Annotated in this window: 13 protein-coding genes and 2 tRNA genes; 4 read left to right on the forward strand and 11 right to left on the reverse strand. The window is 63.2% G+C overall.

The window, feature by feature from the left end; all coding sequences use genetic code 11:
• Positions 1 to 85 precede the first annotated feature (85 nt).
• Positions 86 to 1,546, forward strand: coding sequence for a sodium-dependent transporter (locus tag BM186_RS07000; RefSeq protein ID WP_074914106.1), 1,461 nt, complete (start codon positions 86 to 88; stop codon positions 1,544 to 1,546).
• A gap of 288 nt (positions 1,547 to 1,834) precedes the next feature.
• Positions 1,835 to 3,787, forward strand: coding sequence for a methyl-accepting chemotaxis protein (locus BM186_RS07005; RefSeq protein ID WP_074914108.1), 1,953 nt, complete (start codon positions 1,835 to 1,837; stop codon positions 3,785 to 3,787).
• Positions 3,788 to 3,931: 144 nt separating this feature from the next.
• Here the strand turns inward: BM186_RS07005 and BM186_RS07010 are convergent, their stop codons facing one another.
• The gene (locus tag BM186_RS07010) at positions 3,932 to 4,348 is read right to left on the reverse strand and encodes a VOC family protein (protein ID WP_074914109.1); all 417 of its coding nucleotides are present in this window, start codon (positions 4,346 to 4,348) and stop codon (positions 3,932 to 3,934) included.
• A gap of 61 nt (positions 4,349 to 4,409) precedes the next feature.
• Between BM186_RS07010 and BM186_RS07015 the strand changes: the two genes are divergently transcribed.
• Positions 4,410 to 4,712: a putative quinol monooxygenase gene (locus BM186_RS07015; protein WP_017677499.1), complete on the forward strand. Its 303-nt coding sequence runs from the start codon at positions 4,410 to 4,412 to the stop codon at positions 4,710 to 4,712.
• 43 nt (positions 4,713 to 4,755) lie between these two features.
• On the opposite strand, the gene tsaA is transcribed toward BM186_RS07015, so the two are convergent.
• The 6 genes from tsaA to BM186_RS07045 all read right to left on the reverse strand — a co-directional run bounded on the left by tsaA (position 4,756) and on the right by BM186_RS07045 (position 8,266).
• Positions 4,756 to 5,460, reverse strand: coding sequence for a tRNA (N6-threonylcarbamoyladenosine(37)-N6)-methyltransferase TrmO (tsaA, locus tag BM186_RS07020; protein WP_072424593.1), 705 nt, complete (start codon positions 5,458 to 5,460; stop codon positions 4,756 to 4,758).
• A gap of 10 nt (positions 5,461 to 5,470) precedes the next feature.
• On the reverse strand, positions 5,471 to 5,677 hold the full coding sequence (locus BM186_RS07025; protein WP_074914111.1) for a hypothetical protein: 207 nt from the start codon (positions 5,675 to 5,677) through the stop codon (positions 5,471 to 5,473).
• A 43-nt stretch (positions 5,678 to 5,720) separates the two neighbouring features.
• The gene (locus BM186_RS07030; RefSeq protein ID WP_074914112.1) at positions 5,721 to 6,431 is read right to left on the reverse strand and encodes an rRNA pseudouridine synthase; all 711 of its coding nucleotides are present in this window, start codon (positions 6,429 to 6,431) and stop codon (positions 5,721 to 5,723) included.
• Between the two features lie 102 nt (positions 6,432 to 6,533).
• Positions 6,534 to 7,856, reverse strand: a complete 1,323-nt coding sequence (gene rimO, locus BM186_RS07035; protein WP_064494515.1) for a 30S ribosomal protein S12 methylthiotransferase RimO — start codon at positions 7,854 to 7,856, stop codon at positions 6,534 to 6,536.
• A 142-nt stretch (positions 7,857 to 7,998) separates the two neighbouring features.
• Positions 7,999 to 8,075 (reverse strand) — tRNA-Met (locus tag BM186_RS07040).
• Between the two features lie 114 nt (positions 8,076 to 8,189).
• Positions 8,190 to 8,266 (reverse strand) — tRNA-Met (locus BM186_RS07045).
• 144 nt (positions 8,267 to 8,410) lie between these two features.
• On the opposite strand from BM186_RS07045, the gene dinB reads away from it, so the two are divergent.
• Positions 8,411 to 9,466: a DNA polymerase IV gene (gene dinB, locus BM186_RS07050; protein ID WP_074914722.1), complete on the forward strand. Its 1,056-nt coding sequence runs from the start codon at positions 8,411 to 8,413 to the stop codon at positions 9,464 to 9,466.
• A gap of 103 nt (positions 9,467 to 9,569) precedes the next feature.
• On the opposite strand, the gene BM186_RS07055 is transcribed toward dinB, so the two are convergent.
• Genes BM186_RS07055 through BM186_RS07070 form a run of 4 tightly spaced genes read right to left on the reverse strand, consistent with a single transcriptional unit; the run spans position 9,570 to position 14,187 of the window.
• Positions 9,570 to 9,968, reverse strand: a complete 399-nt coding sequence (locus BM186_RS07055; RefSeq protein ID WP_074914114.1) for an META domain-containing protein — start codon at positions 9,966 to 9,968, stop codon at positions 9,570 to 9,572.
• A gap of 4 nt (positions 9,969 to 9,972) precedes the next feature.
• The gene (locus BM186_RS07060) at positions 9,973 to 10,404 is read right to left on the reverse strand and encodes a hypothetical protein (RefSeq protein WP_003461765.1); all 432 of its coding nucleotides are present in this window, start codon (positions 10,402 to 10,404) and stop codon (positions 9,973 to 9,975) included.
• Positions 10,405 to 10,431: 27 nt separating this feature from the next.
• Entirely contained in the window at positions 10,432 to 11,427 is a 996-nt protein-coding gene (locus BM186_RS07065; protein ID WP_074914116.1) for a 2-hydroxyacid dehydrogenase, read from the reverse strand.
• Between the two features lie 9 nt (positions 11,428 to 11,436).
• Complete coding sequence (locus tag BM186_RS07070; protein WP_074914117.1) at positions 11,437 to 14,187, reverse strand: response regulator; 2,751 nt, start codon at positions 14,185 to 14,187, stop codon at positions 11,437 to 11,439.
• Positions 14,188 to 14,279 lie beyond the last annotated feature (92 nt).

The raw sequence follows: 14,279 nt of genomic DNA on the forward strand, positions 1-14,279 counted from the left end.
CGGCTTCAACCCAAGCCTTGCATTCCGCTGCGCCACAAGCGCGGCGGGTCCGATTCCGTCACAGATAAAAACAAACAGGTGACGCATGACCCGTGAAAAACCGAAGAACCTCTGGCTCTCGCGCTGGGGCTTCATCCTCGCTGCAACCGGCTCGGCCGTCGGCCTGGGCAATATCTGGAAATTCCCCTACATCACCGGTGAATACGGCGGCGGCGCCTTCGTGCTGATGTACCTGGCGTGCATCCTGGCCATCGGCATTCCGGTGATGATGACCGAGATCGCCATCGGCCGCCGTGGTCGCGGCAGTCCCATCGACGCCATCGGCCGTGTGGTCCGCGAGAACGGCGGCAACCCGCTGTGGAAGGCGGTTGGTGGTATGGCCATGCTCGCCGGTTTCATGATCCTGTGCTTCTACGTGGTCGTCGCCGGCTGGGCCTTCGCCTATACGTGGAAGATGCTCGACGGCTCCCTGGCCGCCACCAGCGTCGAGACGCTGGGTGGGGTGTTCGAAGCGCACAACGCCAACCCCTGGCAGCTTGGCGGCTGGAGCGTGCTGGTGGCGCTACTGACCCTGTGGATCGTCGCCAGGGGCGTGCAGAAAGGCATCGAAAAAGCGGTGCGCTGGATGATGCCGGGGCTGGCCCTGATGTTGATCGTGCTGGTCGGCTACGCCTTCACCAGCGGCAGCTTCCAGGCTGGCTTCGATTTCCTGTTCCATTTCGATGCCTCGAAAATCACCGGCGAGGCGCTGTTGGCCGCATTGGGCCATGCCTTCTTCACCCTCAGCCTGGCCTCGGGCGCCATCCTCACCTACGGCTCCTACATCCCCGACGGCCAATCCATCGCCCGCACCACTTTCCTGGTGGCGATCTGCGACACCTGCGTGGCGCTGCTGGCCGGCCTGGCGATCTTTCCGATCATCTTCGCCAACGGCATGAGTCCCGGGGCAGGCCCTGGTTTGATTTTCATGAGTCTGCCGCTGGCCTTCCAGCAGATGCCATTTGGTACCGCTTTCGGCGTGCTGTTCTTCGCCATGGTGTCGATCGCTGCGCTGACCTCGGCCATTTCCATGATCGAGGCCAGCGTCGCTTACCTTAACGAAAAGCACGGCATCAGCCGCCTGAAGTCGGCGGCGCTGGCTGGTGTCGTGTTGCTGCTGATCAGCCTGCTGGCCATGCTCTCGTTCAACCTGCTGGCGGGCTGGACGCCGCTGGGCAAGAACTTCTTCGACTGGCTGGACTACTTTACCTCGCGCTGGATGATGCCGCTGGGCGGTATCTTCATGGTGGTGCTTGCAGGCTACGCGCTGCGCGGCGAAATCATGCGTGACGAGCTGGGCCTGCCTCCTGCGGGCTACGCGCTCTGGTTGTTCATGGTGCGCTACGTCAGCCCGGTGCTGATCATGGTGGTGTTCCTGCATGCACTGGGCTGGCTGCTGTTCGACCCGGTGCTGCAGTGGTACTGGATTGCCGGCGCCATCGGTCTGCTGGCTGTGGCCGGCGAATTGCTGCGGCCACGAGTGATGCCGGTACTGACTGGCCGCTGAGTCGTTGATGGCAGGTCGAGGCGCAGCTCCGTGAGGGTCTGCGCCTTTTTTGTCGGCGAAAAATCGCCAGTAAATCGGCGCCAATAAGCGGATAGTTGCCGAGCATGGCCAGATGCTTACTTTTCAGGGGCTATGCTTAACAACACCACTTGGCGAATTGCCAGTACTCAAGCTGGGCGCCTTTGCTGCCGATATATGGGGTTCGATTTGGCACAGCAGTTGCGTTGCCTTCCGACCAGGCCGCGTTCACGAGACGTGGCTTTATAAGAAGAACCTGGAGTTGTCCCTATGTTTGAACCTGCCGCACGCCTATTCGCCAACCTTGCCGTCGGCAAGAAGTTATTCATCGGCTTCGGTCTGGTATTGCTGCTCACTGCAGCCATGACCGGCAGCGGCTTTCTCGCTGTACAGGCGGTGCTGCAAGGACATGCCCAGGTCGGCCAGTTGGCACAGGTCAACCAGGAGATTCTTCAGGCGCGTCGCCTGGAGCGCAGCTTCGCCATCGAGCAGACCCCGCAGAGTGCCGAGCTCGTGCGGGCCAGCCTGCTCAAGGTGCAGGCGCTGCTGGAAAAGCTCGCGCAGGACGGTTCAGGTGCCAGCTCGCGTAATCAGACCATGCAGCAGGCCGTGGCCGAGTACCTCAAGCAGTTCGACAACTATGTCGAGCAGCAGGACAAGGCACGCGAAGCGCGGCAGGACATGCGCAACGCCGCTGCCGAAGCGCGCGACCAGTTCGAGGTGATCGAGCTGGACATGTACGACGCGGTACGTGAACTGCGTCTGCAGGGCGACCGACTGCGCGGCAGCGATCCGCTGACCCTGGCGGAAACCGCATCCGGCCTGAGCAAACGCATGCTCGATCTGCGTGGCCATGAAAGCCTGTACATCATCGACGGTTCGGCTGAGGCGCTGGAGGAATGGGAATACGTCAGCGAAGACCTGCAAACCGTGGCTCGCAGCCTGATGGTATGGCTCAACGACGACCAGAAAGGCGCCATTGACACCGCGCTGCAGGCGCTGACCTTCTACCAGCGTTCCTTCCTCTATTACCAGCAACTGCGTGAGCAGAATCTGGCCACTGAGAACGCCATGATCGAACGTGCGCGCTCGGTGGTGGACCTGGCCGAAGCAGCCCAGGCGGCGGCCGAGCAAAGCATGCTCGACGACAGCCAGCGCTCGCTGGTGATGCTCGGCATCATGGGGGCTGCCGCAGTGGTGCTGGGCCTGTGCGCGGCGTTGCTGATCACCCGCTTGATCGTCGCACCGCTGCGCCAGACCGTGACATTCGCCCAACGCATCGCCGCAGGCGATCTCAGTCAGAACATCCCGCAGGATCGCCGCGACGAAGTGGGCCAGTTGCTGGCCGCCATGCAGGACATGACGCTCAGCCTGCGCACCCTGGTCGGACGTATTGGTGGGGGCGTCGGGCAGATCGCGGCGGCTGCCGAGCAATTGTCGGCGATTACCGCGCAGACCAGCGCCGGGGTGCAGACGCAGAAACTGGAAACCGAGCAGACCGCCACCGCCATGCACCAGATGGCTGCGACCGTGCAGGAAGTGGCACAGAATGCCGAGCAGGCCTCGCTGGCGGCGCGCGATGCGGATCTGGAGGCGCAGCAGGGCAATCGCGTGGTGCAGCAGGCGGTGGATCAGATCGACAGTCTGGCCAGCGAAGTGGAACAGTCCGCCAAGGCCATCGCCGACCTGAATCAGGAAAGCGCGCGCATCGGCAGTGTGCTGGAGGTGATTCGCAACGTCGCCGAGCAGACCAACCTGCTGGCGCTCAACGCGGCCATCGAAGCGGCACGTGCAGGTGAGCAGGGCCGTGGTTTCGCCGTGGTCGCCGACGAAGTACGCGCGCTGGCCAAGCGCGCCCAGGACAGCACCGAAGAGATCGAGAGCCTGATCGCCGGCCTGCAGCGGATGGCCAAGGGCGCCGTGCAGCAGATGGACAGCAGCCGCGACCTGACCCGCCGCACCGTCGAGCTGGCGGGCGAGGCTGGTGACGCGCTGGGGCGCATCACTCAGGCAGTGAGTACCATCGAGCAGATGAACCAGCAGATCGCCGCCGCTGCCGAGGAGCAGAGCGCCGTGGCCGAGGCGATCAACGAGAGCGTCACTCGCGTGCGCGATATCGGTGAGCAGAGCGCTACCGCCACGGAACAGACTGCGGCCTCCAGCGCCGAGCTGGCGCGTTTGGGTGTCGAGCTGCAGGAGTTGGTGCGCCAGTTCCGCACCTGACTCGGGCGAACCGGGACGCCGGCCCCGGGCGGGGGTAGGGCGTACTCAGGAGCGTCAGCGAACAGTCCGCCGTCTTCGGTGCGGCAAACGTCCTAACGGCGTACTGCTTCGCGAGTACGCCCTACAGCGCTCGCTCCCACATGTTCAGGTTCGGGCTGGACTGAAGCGCTGGCCCGATATCGCAGGATGATAGAGCGGCTGCACCTTGTTGCCCGCTGGGTCCAGCAGGTGAAAGCTGCGCGCGCCGTCGCCATGATCGAAAGGCCGATCCAGCAGTGTCACCCCTCGTGCCTTGAGGTACTGGTACCAGGCGTCCAGTTCCTCGATGCTGTCGACGATGAAGCCGTAATGATCCACCAGCGCCACGCCGTGGCTCTCGGCATAGGCGCGGCCGAGCGACAGGTTGTCGTTGCCGCAGGTCAGGTAGACCAGGTCCTCGTTGGCGCGGTGCAGCAACTGCATGCCCAGCACGTCCACGTAGAAACGCTCGCATTCTTCCAGGTTGGGTACCAGCAGGGCCAAATGACGCAGGCCATTGAGGCGTGATGGGCGTTCGAGCATCTTTTTACACTCCAATATGTATACAATTATTTTTCAAATATAAAACATAATGGAGGTTGCCGTGTACGTGCTATTGCTCAAGACCCAACTCAAGCCCGGCAGTTTCGGGGCGTTCATGGATGCCATGCGCGTCAACGCCGCTGCTTCGGTGCGCGATGAGCCGGGCTGCCTGACCTTCGACGTGATGCGTGACCGCAGTGATCCCGATCTGGTGTGGCTGTACGAGGTGTACGTCGACGAGGCGGCTTTCGAGGCGCATACGCGAACCGCGCATTTCCTCGCCAGCCGGCCGCTGGTGGAACCACTGATCGAGCGTCAGGAGGCTATCGAAGCCGATATGCTGGCGCTCAATCCATCGCGCTGAAGTGAGGCTGCCCGTTGCACCACTGGCCGTTCCGAAGGCTCGGTCAGGCCGTGCTCTGTGCCATCTGCATATCCAGCACCCGGATATGCCCTGGCTCGGGATAGTGCCAGTGCACGTCCAGATCCCAGAAGCGCGCACCATAGCGGCGCTCGGGCTGCGGCTGCTGGTAGGCCGGGCGCGGATCCTGCGCCAGGCACTGCTCGATCAGCTCCACCAGCGGCTCGTTCAGACGTTGCGCATGCTGGTGCGCCAGGCGTAGGGCGTCATCCTGCCAGTCCACTGTAATCAGGGGTGGTGGTGCATCTGCCATATCGTTGCGGGCATCGGCCACAGAATCGGCGTACGGCACATAGGGTTTGATATCCAGCACCGGGGTGCCGTCGAGCAGGTCGATGCCGGACAGGTGCAGGCGGTCCGGCTCCACTCGTTCCAGGCGTACCACTGACTGGCCGATGCCGTTGGGGCGATGGGTGGCGCGGGTGCTGAACACGCCTACCGCCTGGTTTCCGCCCAGGCGCGGCGGGCGCACTTTCAGGCGTGGCTTGTCTTCCAGCGCCTGATGAAAGAGAAACAGCAACCAGACATGGCTGACCTGTTCCAGGCCCTGCACGGCCTCGCCCTGATCGAAGGGTGGCAGCAGTTCCAGCACGCCGCGCGCGGCGGGCGCCAGGTGCGGCTGGCGAGGAATGGCGAATTTTTCCTTGAAGCAGGAGCGAACGATACCGACCGGAGAAACCAGATGCTGCATGGTGTCCTGCTTAGCGTCTGTTGACGGGGGCGTCGTATGCCACGCGGCAGCCGGCATCGCGGAATGGGCCGGTGAAGCGAATCCAGCCCTCACCAGGGCTGACCTGGGCGCAGGTCAGGTGGCCGTCGACCTTGCTTTGCCAGAGAAAGAATGGTGCCGGCGCGGCGAGGCCGGGCAGGCTCAGGGCGAGCAGTGCGGTGAGCAGTAGGATACGCATGATGGTGGTCTCCAGAGCGTGACGGACACAGCCTAACACGACCTCAGAATCGTTCTTTCTCGCCCAGATAGCGCCATTGCCCGACCGGCAACTTGGTCATGGGGACGCCGCCGATGCGGATGCGCTTCATGCCCAGCACCTTCAGGCCCAACGCCGTACAGATCTGCCGCAGCAGGTCAGGGGCCGGATTCTTCAGCGCGAAGCGCAGGCGCTGTTCGCTCTGCCAGCTGGCCTTGCATGGCGGGAACTGCGTGTCCTTGTGCAGCCAGCCTTTCTTCAGGCGCTCCAATGCGCTGGCGGGCACTTCGCCGGCTACTTCGACCAGATATTCCTGTTCCAGCTTGGCCGCATCCTCGCGCAGCTTGCGTTGCGTGCGCCAGTCCTGGCTGAGCACTATCAGGCCGCTGGCGCCGGTCTGCAGCGGCAGGCTCTGCTCCTGGCGCAGGAAGTGGCCATGCAGGACGCGCTGGGTGTGCGGGTCTTGTTCCCAGTGGCGTTCGCGTACCAGCAGGTGCTGCAACTGTGCGGCGTTGCAGCCAGTCGAGCCATGCACCAGCAGGGTGACGGGCTCCACGGGATCAAGGCTGGCATCGGGGTGCAACTCGACGCGCTGATCCTCGACCTTGAATTGCGGCGCCTCGACCACCTTGCCGTCCACCGTCACCCAGCCCCCTGCGATGTAAAGATCGGCTTCACGGCGCGAGCAACCGAACAGCTCGATGACGCGTTTGGACAGACGGGTGGCTTCGCTCATGACTGGGCTCGACAAAAAGAAGGTCATTGTACCGGCAAGAAGCTGTGCTGCCGGGAAAGAAAAAGCCCCGCATGCTGCGGGGCTTTTCAGGAGATAGGTCGGTCAGACCAGTTCGCCCCACATGTCGTACTCGTCGGCATCGACGATGCGCACGCGCACCTTGTCGCCCGGCTTGACGTTGGGGGAATCGATGAACACGCTGCCGTCGATCTCCGGGGCGTCGGCCCAGGAGCGGGCCACGGCCCCTTCGCTGTCCACTTCGTCGATCAGTACGTCCATCTCCAGGCCGATCTTGGCCTGCAGACGTGCAGAGCTGATAGCCTGCTGGTGCGCCATGAAGCGCTCCCAACGGTCCTGCTTGACGTCGTCAGGCACCACTTCCAGGCCCAGGTCGTTGGCTGGTGCGCCTTCGACCGGCGAATACTGGAAGCAACCGACGCGGTCGAGCTGCGCTTCGGTCAGCCAGTCCAGCAGGTACTGGAAGTCCTCTTCGGTCTCGCCGGGGAAACCGACGATGAAGGTGGAGCGGATGGTCAGCTCCGGGCAGATCTCACGCCACTTCTTGATGCGCGCCAGGGTCTTGTCTTCGAAGGCCGGGCGCTTCATCGACTTGAGTACTTTCGGGCTGGCGTGCTGGAAGGGGATGTCCAGGTACGGCAACAGCTTGCCGGCGGCCATCAGCGGGATCACATCATCGACGTTGGGGTAGGGGTAGACGTAGTGCAGACGCACCCAAACGCCCATCGACGACAGCGCTTCGCACAGCTCGAGCATGCGCGTCTTCACCGGCTGGCCGTTCCAGAAGTCCAGCTTGTACTTCAGGTCGACGCCGTAGGCGCTGGTGTCCTGGCTGATCACCAGCAGCTCTTTCACGCCAGCTTTGACCAGGCGCTCGGCTTCGCTGAGCACATCGCCCACCGGGCGGCTGACCAGCTTGCCGCGCATGGACGGGATGATGCAGAAGCTGCAGGTATGGTTGCAGCCTTCAGAAATCTTCAGGTACGCATAGTGGCGCGGGGTCAGCTTGATGCCTTGCGGCGGCACCAGGTCGATCAGCGGGTTGTGCTCGGTCTTCGGCGGGATGACTTCGTGTACGGCGTTGACCACCTGCTCGTACTGCTGCGGGCCGGTGACGGCCAGCACGCTCGGGTGCACGTCGCGGATGCTGTCTTCGGCCACGCCCATGCAACCGGTGACGATCACCTTGCCGTTTTCCGCCAGCGCTTCACCGATGGCGTCCAGCGATTCGGCCTTGGCACTGTCGATGAAGCCACAGGTGTTGACCACCACCACGTCGGCATCCTGGTAGGTCGGAACGATCTCGTAACCTTCCATGCGCAGTTGGGTCAGGATTCGCTCGGAGTCGACCGTCGCTTTTGGACAGCCAAGGGAGACAAACCCTACTTTAGGTGTGGCGGTGGACATGCGGGCTAACCTCTAAGGGCGCCTGGGTGGCGCCTCTGATCAAAAAGTGCGCAATTCTAGCGGCGGATCATACGCTTGACCAGTGCTGGTCAAGGAGCGGAAACGAAAAAGGCCACTCGATTGAGTGGCCTTTATCTGAAGGTGGTTGCGGGAGCAGGATTTGAACCTACGACCTTCGGGTTATGAGCCCGACGAGCTACCAGACTGCTCCATCCCGCGCCGGCAATTCTACGCTTACTTAAGGCCTTGTCAATCGATTTGTTTCTTTTGATCGAAAAAGTTAATTTTCGTCAAAGCAAAAAGGCCACTCATTGAGTGGCCTTTTCGTGAAGCTGGTTGCGGGAGCAGGATTTGAACCTACGACCTTCGGGTTATGAGCCCGACGAGCTACCAGACTGCTCCATCCCGCGTCTGTGGGTCGGCATTCTACAGCCAGATGCTCAGGTGTCAACCGCTATTTGCGAGAAAAGTGTTTTCAACTCAGGTGCTTAGCGTTAAACAGCTGTTAGACTTCAGTGCTCCAGGCCAGGCTGGGCGAGGCTTCCGAGGGTGATGTGCGCAAGATAATTCACGTGGACTGCGACTGCTTTTACGCCGCCATCGAGATGCGTGACGACCCGAGTCTGGCCAGTCGTCCGCTGGCAGTCGGCGGTTCGGCGGACCGCCGCGGGGTAATCGCCACCTGCAACTACGAGGCGCGCGCCTATGGTGTGCGTTCGGCGATGTCGTCGCGGCATGCGCTGAAGTTGTGCCCGGATCTTCTGATCGTCAAACCGCGCTTCGAGGTATACCGCTCGGTCTCTCGTGACATTCACGGCATCTTTCGTCAGTTCACCGACCTGATCGAGCCGCTGTCGCTGGACGAGGCGTATCTGGATGTCAGTGACTCGCCGCATTTCGCTGGTAGCGCCACGCGCATCGCCCAGGAAATTCGCCGTCGTGTGGCGCAGGAGCTGCACATCACCGTGTCGGCTGGCGTCGCGCCGAACAAGTTCCTGGCCAAGATCGCCAGCGACTGGCGCAAACCCAACGGGTTGTTCGTCATTACCCCGGATCAGGTCGACGATTTCGTTGCGCAGTTGCCGGTGAACAAGCTGCATGGCGTCGGCAAGGTCACGGCTGACAAGCTGACGCGCTTAGGGATTCGTACCTGTCTGGATCTGCGGGAATGGAACAAGCTGGCGCTGGTGCGCGAGTTCGGCAGTTTCGGTGAGCGCTTGTGGCGCCTGGCCCACGGTATCGACGAACGTGCCGTGCAAGTGGATAGCCGCCGCCAGTCGTTGAGCGTGGAGCACACCTACGATCAGGATCTGCCGGATCTGGAAACCTGCCTGGAGAAACTGCCGGCGCTGCTCGAAGAGATGAACGGCCGCCTGCAGCGCCTGGACGCCAGCTATCGACCGGACAAGCCTTTCGTCAAAGTGAAGTTTCATGATTTCACCCAGACCACTCTGGAACAGGCAGGGGCCAGTCGGGATCTGGAGAGCTATAGGCTATTGCTGAGCAACGCATTCGCCCGTGGCGACAAGCCGGTGCGCCTGCTTGGGGTGGGAGTCAGGCTGCATGATCTGCGCGGGCGGCAGGAGCAACTGGAGTTGTTCGCGCCGTAGGGCGGACTCAGGAGCGAAGCGAACAGTCCGCCGTTCTGCGGCGCTGTGCAAATCCAACGGCGTACTGCTTCCGAGCGGCCGGCGTAGCGGTATGCCCTACGCCTCACTCGGGCCAGAGGCGAATCGGCTTGCCGGTGGCCGGCCACAGCTGCAACTGGCCGATGTCGTTGAAGTCCCAGCGCTGCACTTCCTCCAACGCCGCGAGGAAGCGCTGCTCCTGCTCCATCAATGAGGGCGCGCACATCTTGCGGGTGCTACCCGGGGTTTCGAAACGGACAGCGTCATCCTTCAGCGTGTAGCCAGCGAACCAGTGGTTGCAGCCGGCATGCCCGTGAGCGCGACCGTCAGCGGCAAAGGTGACGGTCAGGTGGCTGCGGTCGATCAGCGGGCTTTCGCCGATCCATTCCACCTGGTAGCTGCGTTCGGTTTCCAGCTGTGGTGCGTCGCTGGCACAGCCGACCAAGGTGGCGGTGAGCAGGGCAAGGGGCAGGGCGCGGTACATGGTGTCAGGCCTCCTGGCAGGTGCGGCATAGGTGACGGCCAGCGTCGTTACGCCAGCCAAGCTCGGCGATACGGGCTTCGGCGGCTGGCGCTTGCGCGGCTTTGCCGAGCGCGGCATCGACGGCGAATTCGAAATCCAGCTGCTTGCCGCAGCTGTCGCAGTTCACTTGCCAGTTATGAATGGCCAGTTCCTTGAACTGCGGACCCTTGCACACGGCCAGCCATTGGCCGGGCGGGTTGATCAGGTGGCGTACCTTCTCCACTTCCAGGCGCATGTGCAGGTCGCGACTGCCCTTGAGGGTGACCAGCAGCACGTCATTGGCCTGGATCGAACCGCCGTTGCCGGTGACCTGGTAGCGGCCCGGCGCCAGTGCGCGGCATTCGGTGAGGGTGTGTTGCGGGTTGAGCAGGGAATAACGGAAATCGTGTTCGGCCATGGGTCCTCCAGATCAGCCGGCATGCTATCACGCGCCGGCCTTGACCTCATTGCTTGGCCGGCCGGCGAGCCAGGCGGCGATGTTGTCCAGCGTGGTGCGGGCGATGGCGTCGAGCGCCTCGTGGGTGAGAAAGGCCTGGTGCGCGGTAACGATGACGTTGGGAAAGCTCAGCAGGCGGGCCAGGGTGTCGTCCTGCAATGGCAGGTCGGAGTGATCCTCGAAAAACAGTTCCGACTCCTCCTCGTAGACGTCCAGCCCCAGGTAGCCGAGCTGGCCGCTTTTCAGCGCCTTGATCAGTGCCGGCGCCTCGACCAGCGCGCCGCGGCCGGTGTTGATCAGCATCGCGCCACGTTTCATCTGCGCCAGACGCGCAGCATCTATCAGGTGGTAGCTGTCATCGGTCAGTGGGCAGTGCAGGCTGAGGATGTCGCTGCTGGCGATCACTTCTTCGAGTGGTGCCTGGCGTGCACCGAGGTCATCGAGCCCGGTCAGCGGGAACGGATCGTAGATCAGTACCTGGCAACCGAAGCCGTGCATGATGCGGGCGAATACCTGGCCGATCTTGCCACCGCCAACCACGCCGACGGTCTTGCCGTGCAAGTCGAAGCCGGTCAGGCCATGCAGGGAAAAATCACCCTCGCGGGTGCGGTTGAACGCGCGGTGGATGCGCCTGTTCAGCGCCAGTACCAGGGCCACGGCGTGTTCGGCCACGGCATGCGGCGAATAGGCCGGTACTCGCACCACTGGCAGACCGAGGCGCTGCGCGGCTGTCAGGTCGACATGGTTGTAACCGGCCGAGCGCAGGGCGATCAGGCGCGTGCCGCCGGCGGCCAACTGTTCCAGTACCGGCGCCGACAGATCATCATTGATGAAGGCGCATACCACTTCACTGCCTTTGGCCAAGGCCACGCTGTCGTGGGTCAGGCGCGCTTCATGAAACTGCAGCTGCCAATCGGGCGAGCCGTTTGCGGCCAGGAAGGACTCGCGGTCGTAGGTTTTGCTGCTGAACAGGCAGATACGCATGGCAGTTCCTCAGGCGCTTTGTGCCGCCGCTTCGGTCAGGCGCGCGATTGCGGCGTCCAGTTCGTCCAGGGCGCGCTGGGCCTCGGGGTCGTCCTGTTTGAGCAGCGTCTCGCTGCGCTGGCAGGCCATGCGCAGTTGCGGCACCCCGCAGTAGCGCGTGGCGCCGTGCAGGCGATGCACCCGCTCGATCAGGGCAGTGCGTTCGCCAGCATCGCGAGCCTGGCGGATGGCCAGGCGGTCGCCGGGCAGACCGGCCAGCAGCATGCTCAGCATGTCCGCCGCCAGATCGGCTTTGCCTGCAGCCAGGCGCAGGCCTTCTTCGGCGTCGAGTACCTTGGGCTGCGACTGCGGCGCAGCAGCCGGTGCAATCCTCTGATTGGGCTGGTTGCGCAGATTCAGTCCCGTCCACTTGAGCACCACCTGGGCCAGTTGGCGTTCGTTGATCGGCTTGGTCAGGTAGTCGTCCATGCCGCTCTGCAGCAGGGCTCGCTTCTCGTTGGCCAGCGCATGGGCGGTAAGGGCGATGATTGGCGTGGCGCTGCGACCCTGTTCGCTTTCCCACTGGCGAATCGCTTCGGTGGCTTCGCGGCCATCCATGCCGGGCATCTGCACGTCCATGAACACCAGGTCGAAGCTGCCGTGCTGTACCGCTTCTATAGCCGCGTAGCCGCTGTCCACGGCGGTGACCTGAGCACCGAGGTCATCGAGCAGGGTTTGCACCAGCAGCAGGTTGGCCGGGTTGTCGTCGGCGCAGAGGATTTGCGGTCGGCGCGTGTTGCTGATGGTGAGCGACTCGCTGGCCGGGCGTTGTGGGCTGACCAGTTCCACCAGCGCCTTGTACAGCTTGCGTGTGCAGGGTGGTTTGGCCTGGAGTTGCGCGTAGGCATCGGACAGCGAGTCGTGAAACTGCCCCAGTTCGGTGGTCGGGCACAGCACCAGGGCCTTGCAGCCGAGCCGATCGAGCTCCTCGATACGCTGGCCGAGGCTGTCGGGTGGTAGCTGGCTGGCGGTGATGCCAAGCACAGCCAGGCTCAGCGGTCGTTCGTGATTCTGCTGCTGGTTAACCGCAGCGAAGAGTTGGCCGGGATCAGCGAAGCTTTCCACCTCCAGGCCGCAGTCTTCGAGTTGGTGGGTCAGCGCCTGGCGCGCCAGCTCGTGGCTTTCCAGCACGGCCACGCGGCGGCCCTGGAGGGCGGCACGTGGCAGGTCTTCAGCGTCGTCGCGGGCCTTGGGCAGGGTCAGGGTGATCCAGAACTCAGAGCCTTCGCCCGGGGTGCTGTCGACGCCGATCTCGCCGCCCATCTGCTCGATCAGGCGTTTGGAAATCACTAGGCCGAGGCCGGTGCCACCGGCCTGGCGGCTGAGCGAGTTGTCGGCCTGGCTGAAGGCCTGGAACAGCGCGCGCAGGTCTTCATCCGACAGGCCGATGCCGGTGTCCATCACGCTGATACGCAGTTGCGCGCTGTCGGCACTTTCGTCCTCGACCATGGCGCGCATGACGATGGTGCCTTCGCGGGTGAACTTGATCGCATTGCTGACCAGGTTGGTCAGTACCTGCTTCAGGCGCAGCGGATCACCGCGCAGAGCCAACGGGGTGTCGCGGTAGATCAGGCTGACCAGCTCCAGCTGCTTTTCATGGGCTGCGGGGGCGAGGATGGTCAGGGTGTCCTGCAGCAGGTCGCGCAGGTTGAAGGGGATGGATTCGAGCATCAGCTTGCCCGCTTCGATCTTGGAGAAGTCGAGCACCTCATTGATGATGCCGAGCAGGCTGTCGGCGGACTTCTCGATGGTCGACAGGTAATCCTGCTGGCGCGGGCTGAGCTCGCTCTTCTGCAGCAGGTTGGTGAAGCCGAGGATGCCGTTGAGCGGGGTGCGGATCTCGTGGCTCATGTTGGCCAGGAACTCGGACTTGATGCGGCTGGCTTCCAGAGCCTCCTTGCGTGCGAAGTCCAGCTCGATGTTCTGGATCTCGATGGTTTCCAGGTTCTGCCGCACGTCCTCGGTGGCCTGCTCGATGCTGTGTTGCAGTTCTTCCTGCGCGTTCTGCAGGGCCTCGGCCATGCGGTTGATGCCGGCGGCCAGCTCATCCATCTCATGGCTGCCCAGCGGCGGCAGGCGGGTTTCCAGGTGGCCATCCTTGAGTTGGGCGACACCGGCCTTGATCTCGCGCAATGGCTCGTTGATGCTGCGGCCCATGCGCAGAGCGAGCAGGGCGGTGACGGCAAGGCCGCCGGCGATCAGCAGCAGGCTGGCGAACAGGCTGCGGTAGCCGCTGAGCAAGGTGCCCTGATGCGAAAGCTCCAGTTCGACCCAGCCGAGCAGCTCAGGCTGGCGGTCCTCAGTGAAGTCGTCGCTGAGCACCAGATGCTGGTCGTAGACCGGTAGCAGAAAACGCGTGGCGTCCTGGCCGCTGAGCAAGCTGACGCCGGCCTGGCCGCTGGGTGACGGGTTGAGCATGCTGGGCCCGGCATGTGCCAGTGACGTGCGCTCAGGGGTGAGAAAACCCACCGCACGCACATCTGGGTGCTCCAGTGCCTGGCGAGCGATACGTTCGAGTTTTTTCGTGGCCTGCTGTTCCAGCGCGGGGGCCGCCAGGGGCGCCAAGTGTTCGACCAGCATCTCACCGCGCTGCAGCAGTTGCGTCTGCAAACCTGACAGTTGCACCCAGGTGAAATAGCCACCCAGCACCAGCGCCAGCAGGCTGGTGGGGAACAGGGTGAGCAGCAGCACGCGGCCTTTGATGCCTAGATCCTTGAACACGGCGTTCCTCCTTAATGACATCTGGGCAGTGTAGCGATTCAGCGCGGCGGAATCTGTAGGTGAGCGATTGTCGTTTAGTAGGTAGAATTGTT

It is taken from the genome of Ectopseudomonas toyotomiensis (assembly GCF_900115695.1).
GTDB lineage: Bacteria > Pseudomonadota > Gammaproteobacteria > Pseudomonadales > Pseudomonadaceae > Aquipseudomonas > Aquipseudomonas toyotomiensis.

Bases quoted from the DNA above. Each gene is read 5' to 3' on its own strand.
- BM186_RS07000 (WP_074914106.1), top strand. From the start codon at position 86: ATGACCCGTGAAAAACCGAAGAACCTCTGGCTCTCGCGCTGGGGCTTC.
- BM186_RS07065 (WP_074914116.1), bottom strand. From the start codon at position 11,427: ATGCGTATCTGCCTGTTCAGCAGCAAAACCTACGACCGCGAGTCCTTC.
- BM186_RS07010 (WP_074914109.1), bottom strand. From the start codon at position 4,348: ATGCTCGAACGCCCATCACGCCTCAATGGCCTGCGTCATTTGGCCCTG.
- BM186_RS07030 (WP_074914112.1), bottom strand. From the start codon at position 6,431: ATGAGCGAAGCCACCCGTCTGTCCAAACGCGTCATCGAGCTGTTCGGT.
- BM186_RS07055 (WP_074914114.1), bottom strand. From the start codon at position 9,968: ATGTACCGCGCCCTGCCCCTTGCCCTGCTCACCGCCACCTTGGTCGGC.
- BM186_RS07060 (WP_003461765.1), bottom strand. From the start codon at position 10,404: ATGGCCGAACACGATTTCCGTTATTCCCTGCTCAACCCGCAACACACC.
- BM186_RS07005 (WP_074914108.1), top strand. From the start codon at position 1,835: ATGTTTGAACCTGCCGCACGCCTATTCGCCAACCTTGCCGTCGGCAAG.
- tsaA (WP_072424593.1), bottom strand. From the start codon at position 5,460: ATGCAGCATCTGGTTTCTCCGGTCGGTATCGTTCGCTCCTGCTTCAAG.
- BM186_RS07025 (WP_074914111.1), bottom strand. From the start codon at position 5,677: ATGCGTATCCTACTGCTCACCGCACTGCTCGCCCTGAGCCTGCCCGGC.
- rimO (WP_064494515.1), bottom strand. From the start codon at position 7,856: ATGTCCACCGCCACACCTAAAGTAGGGTTTGTCTCCCTTGGCTGTCCA.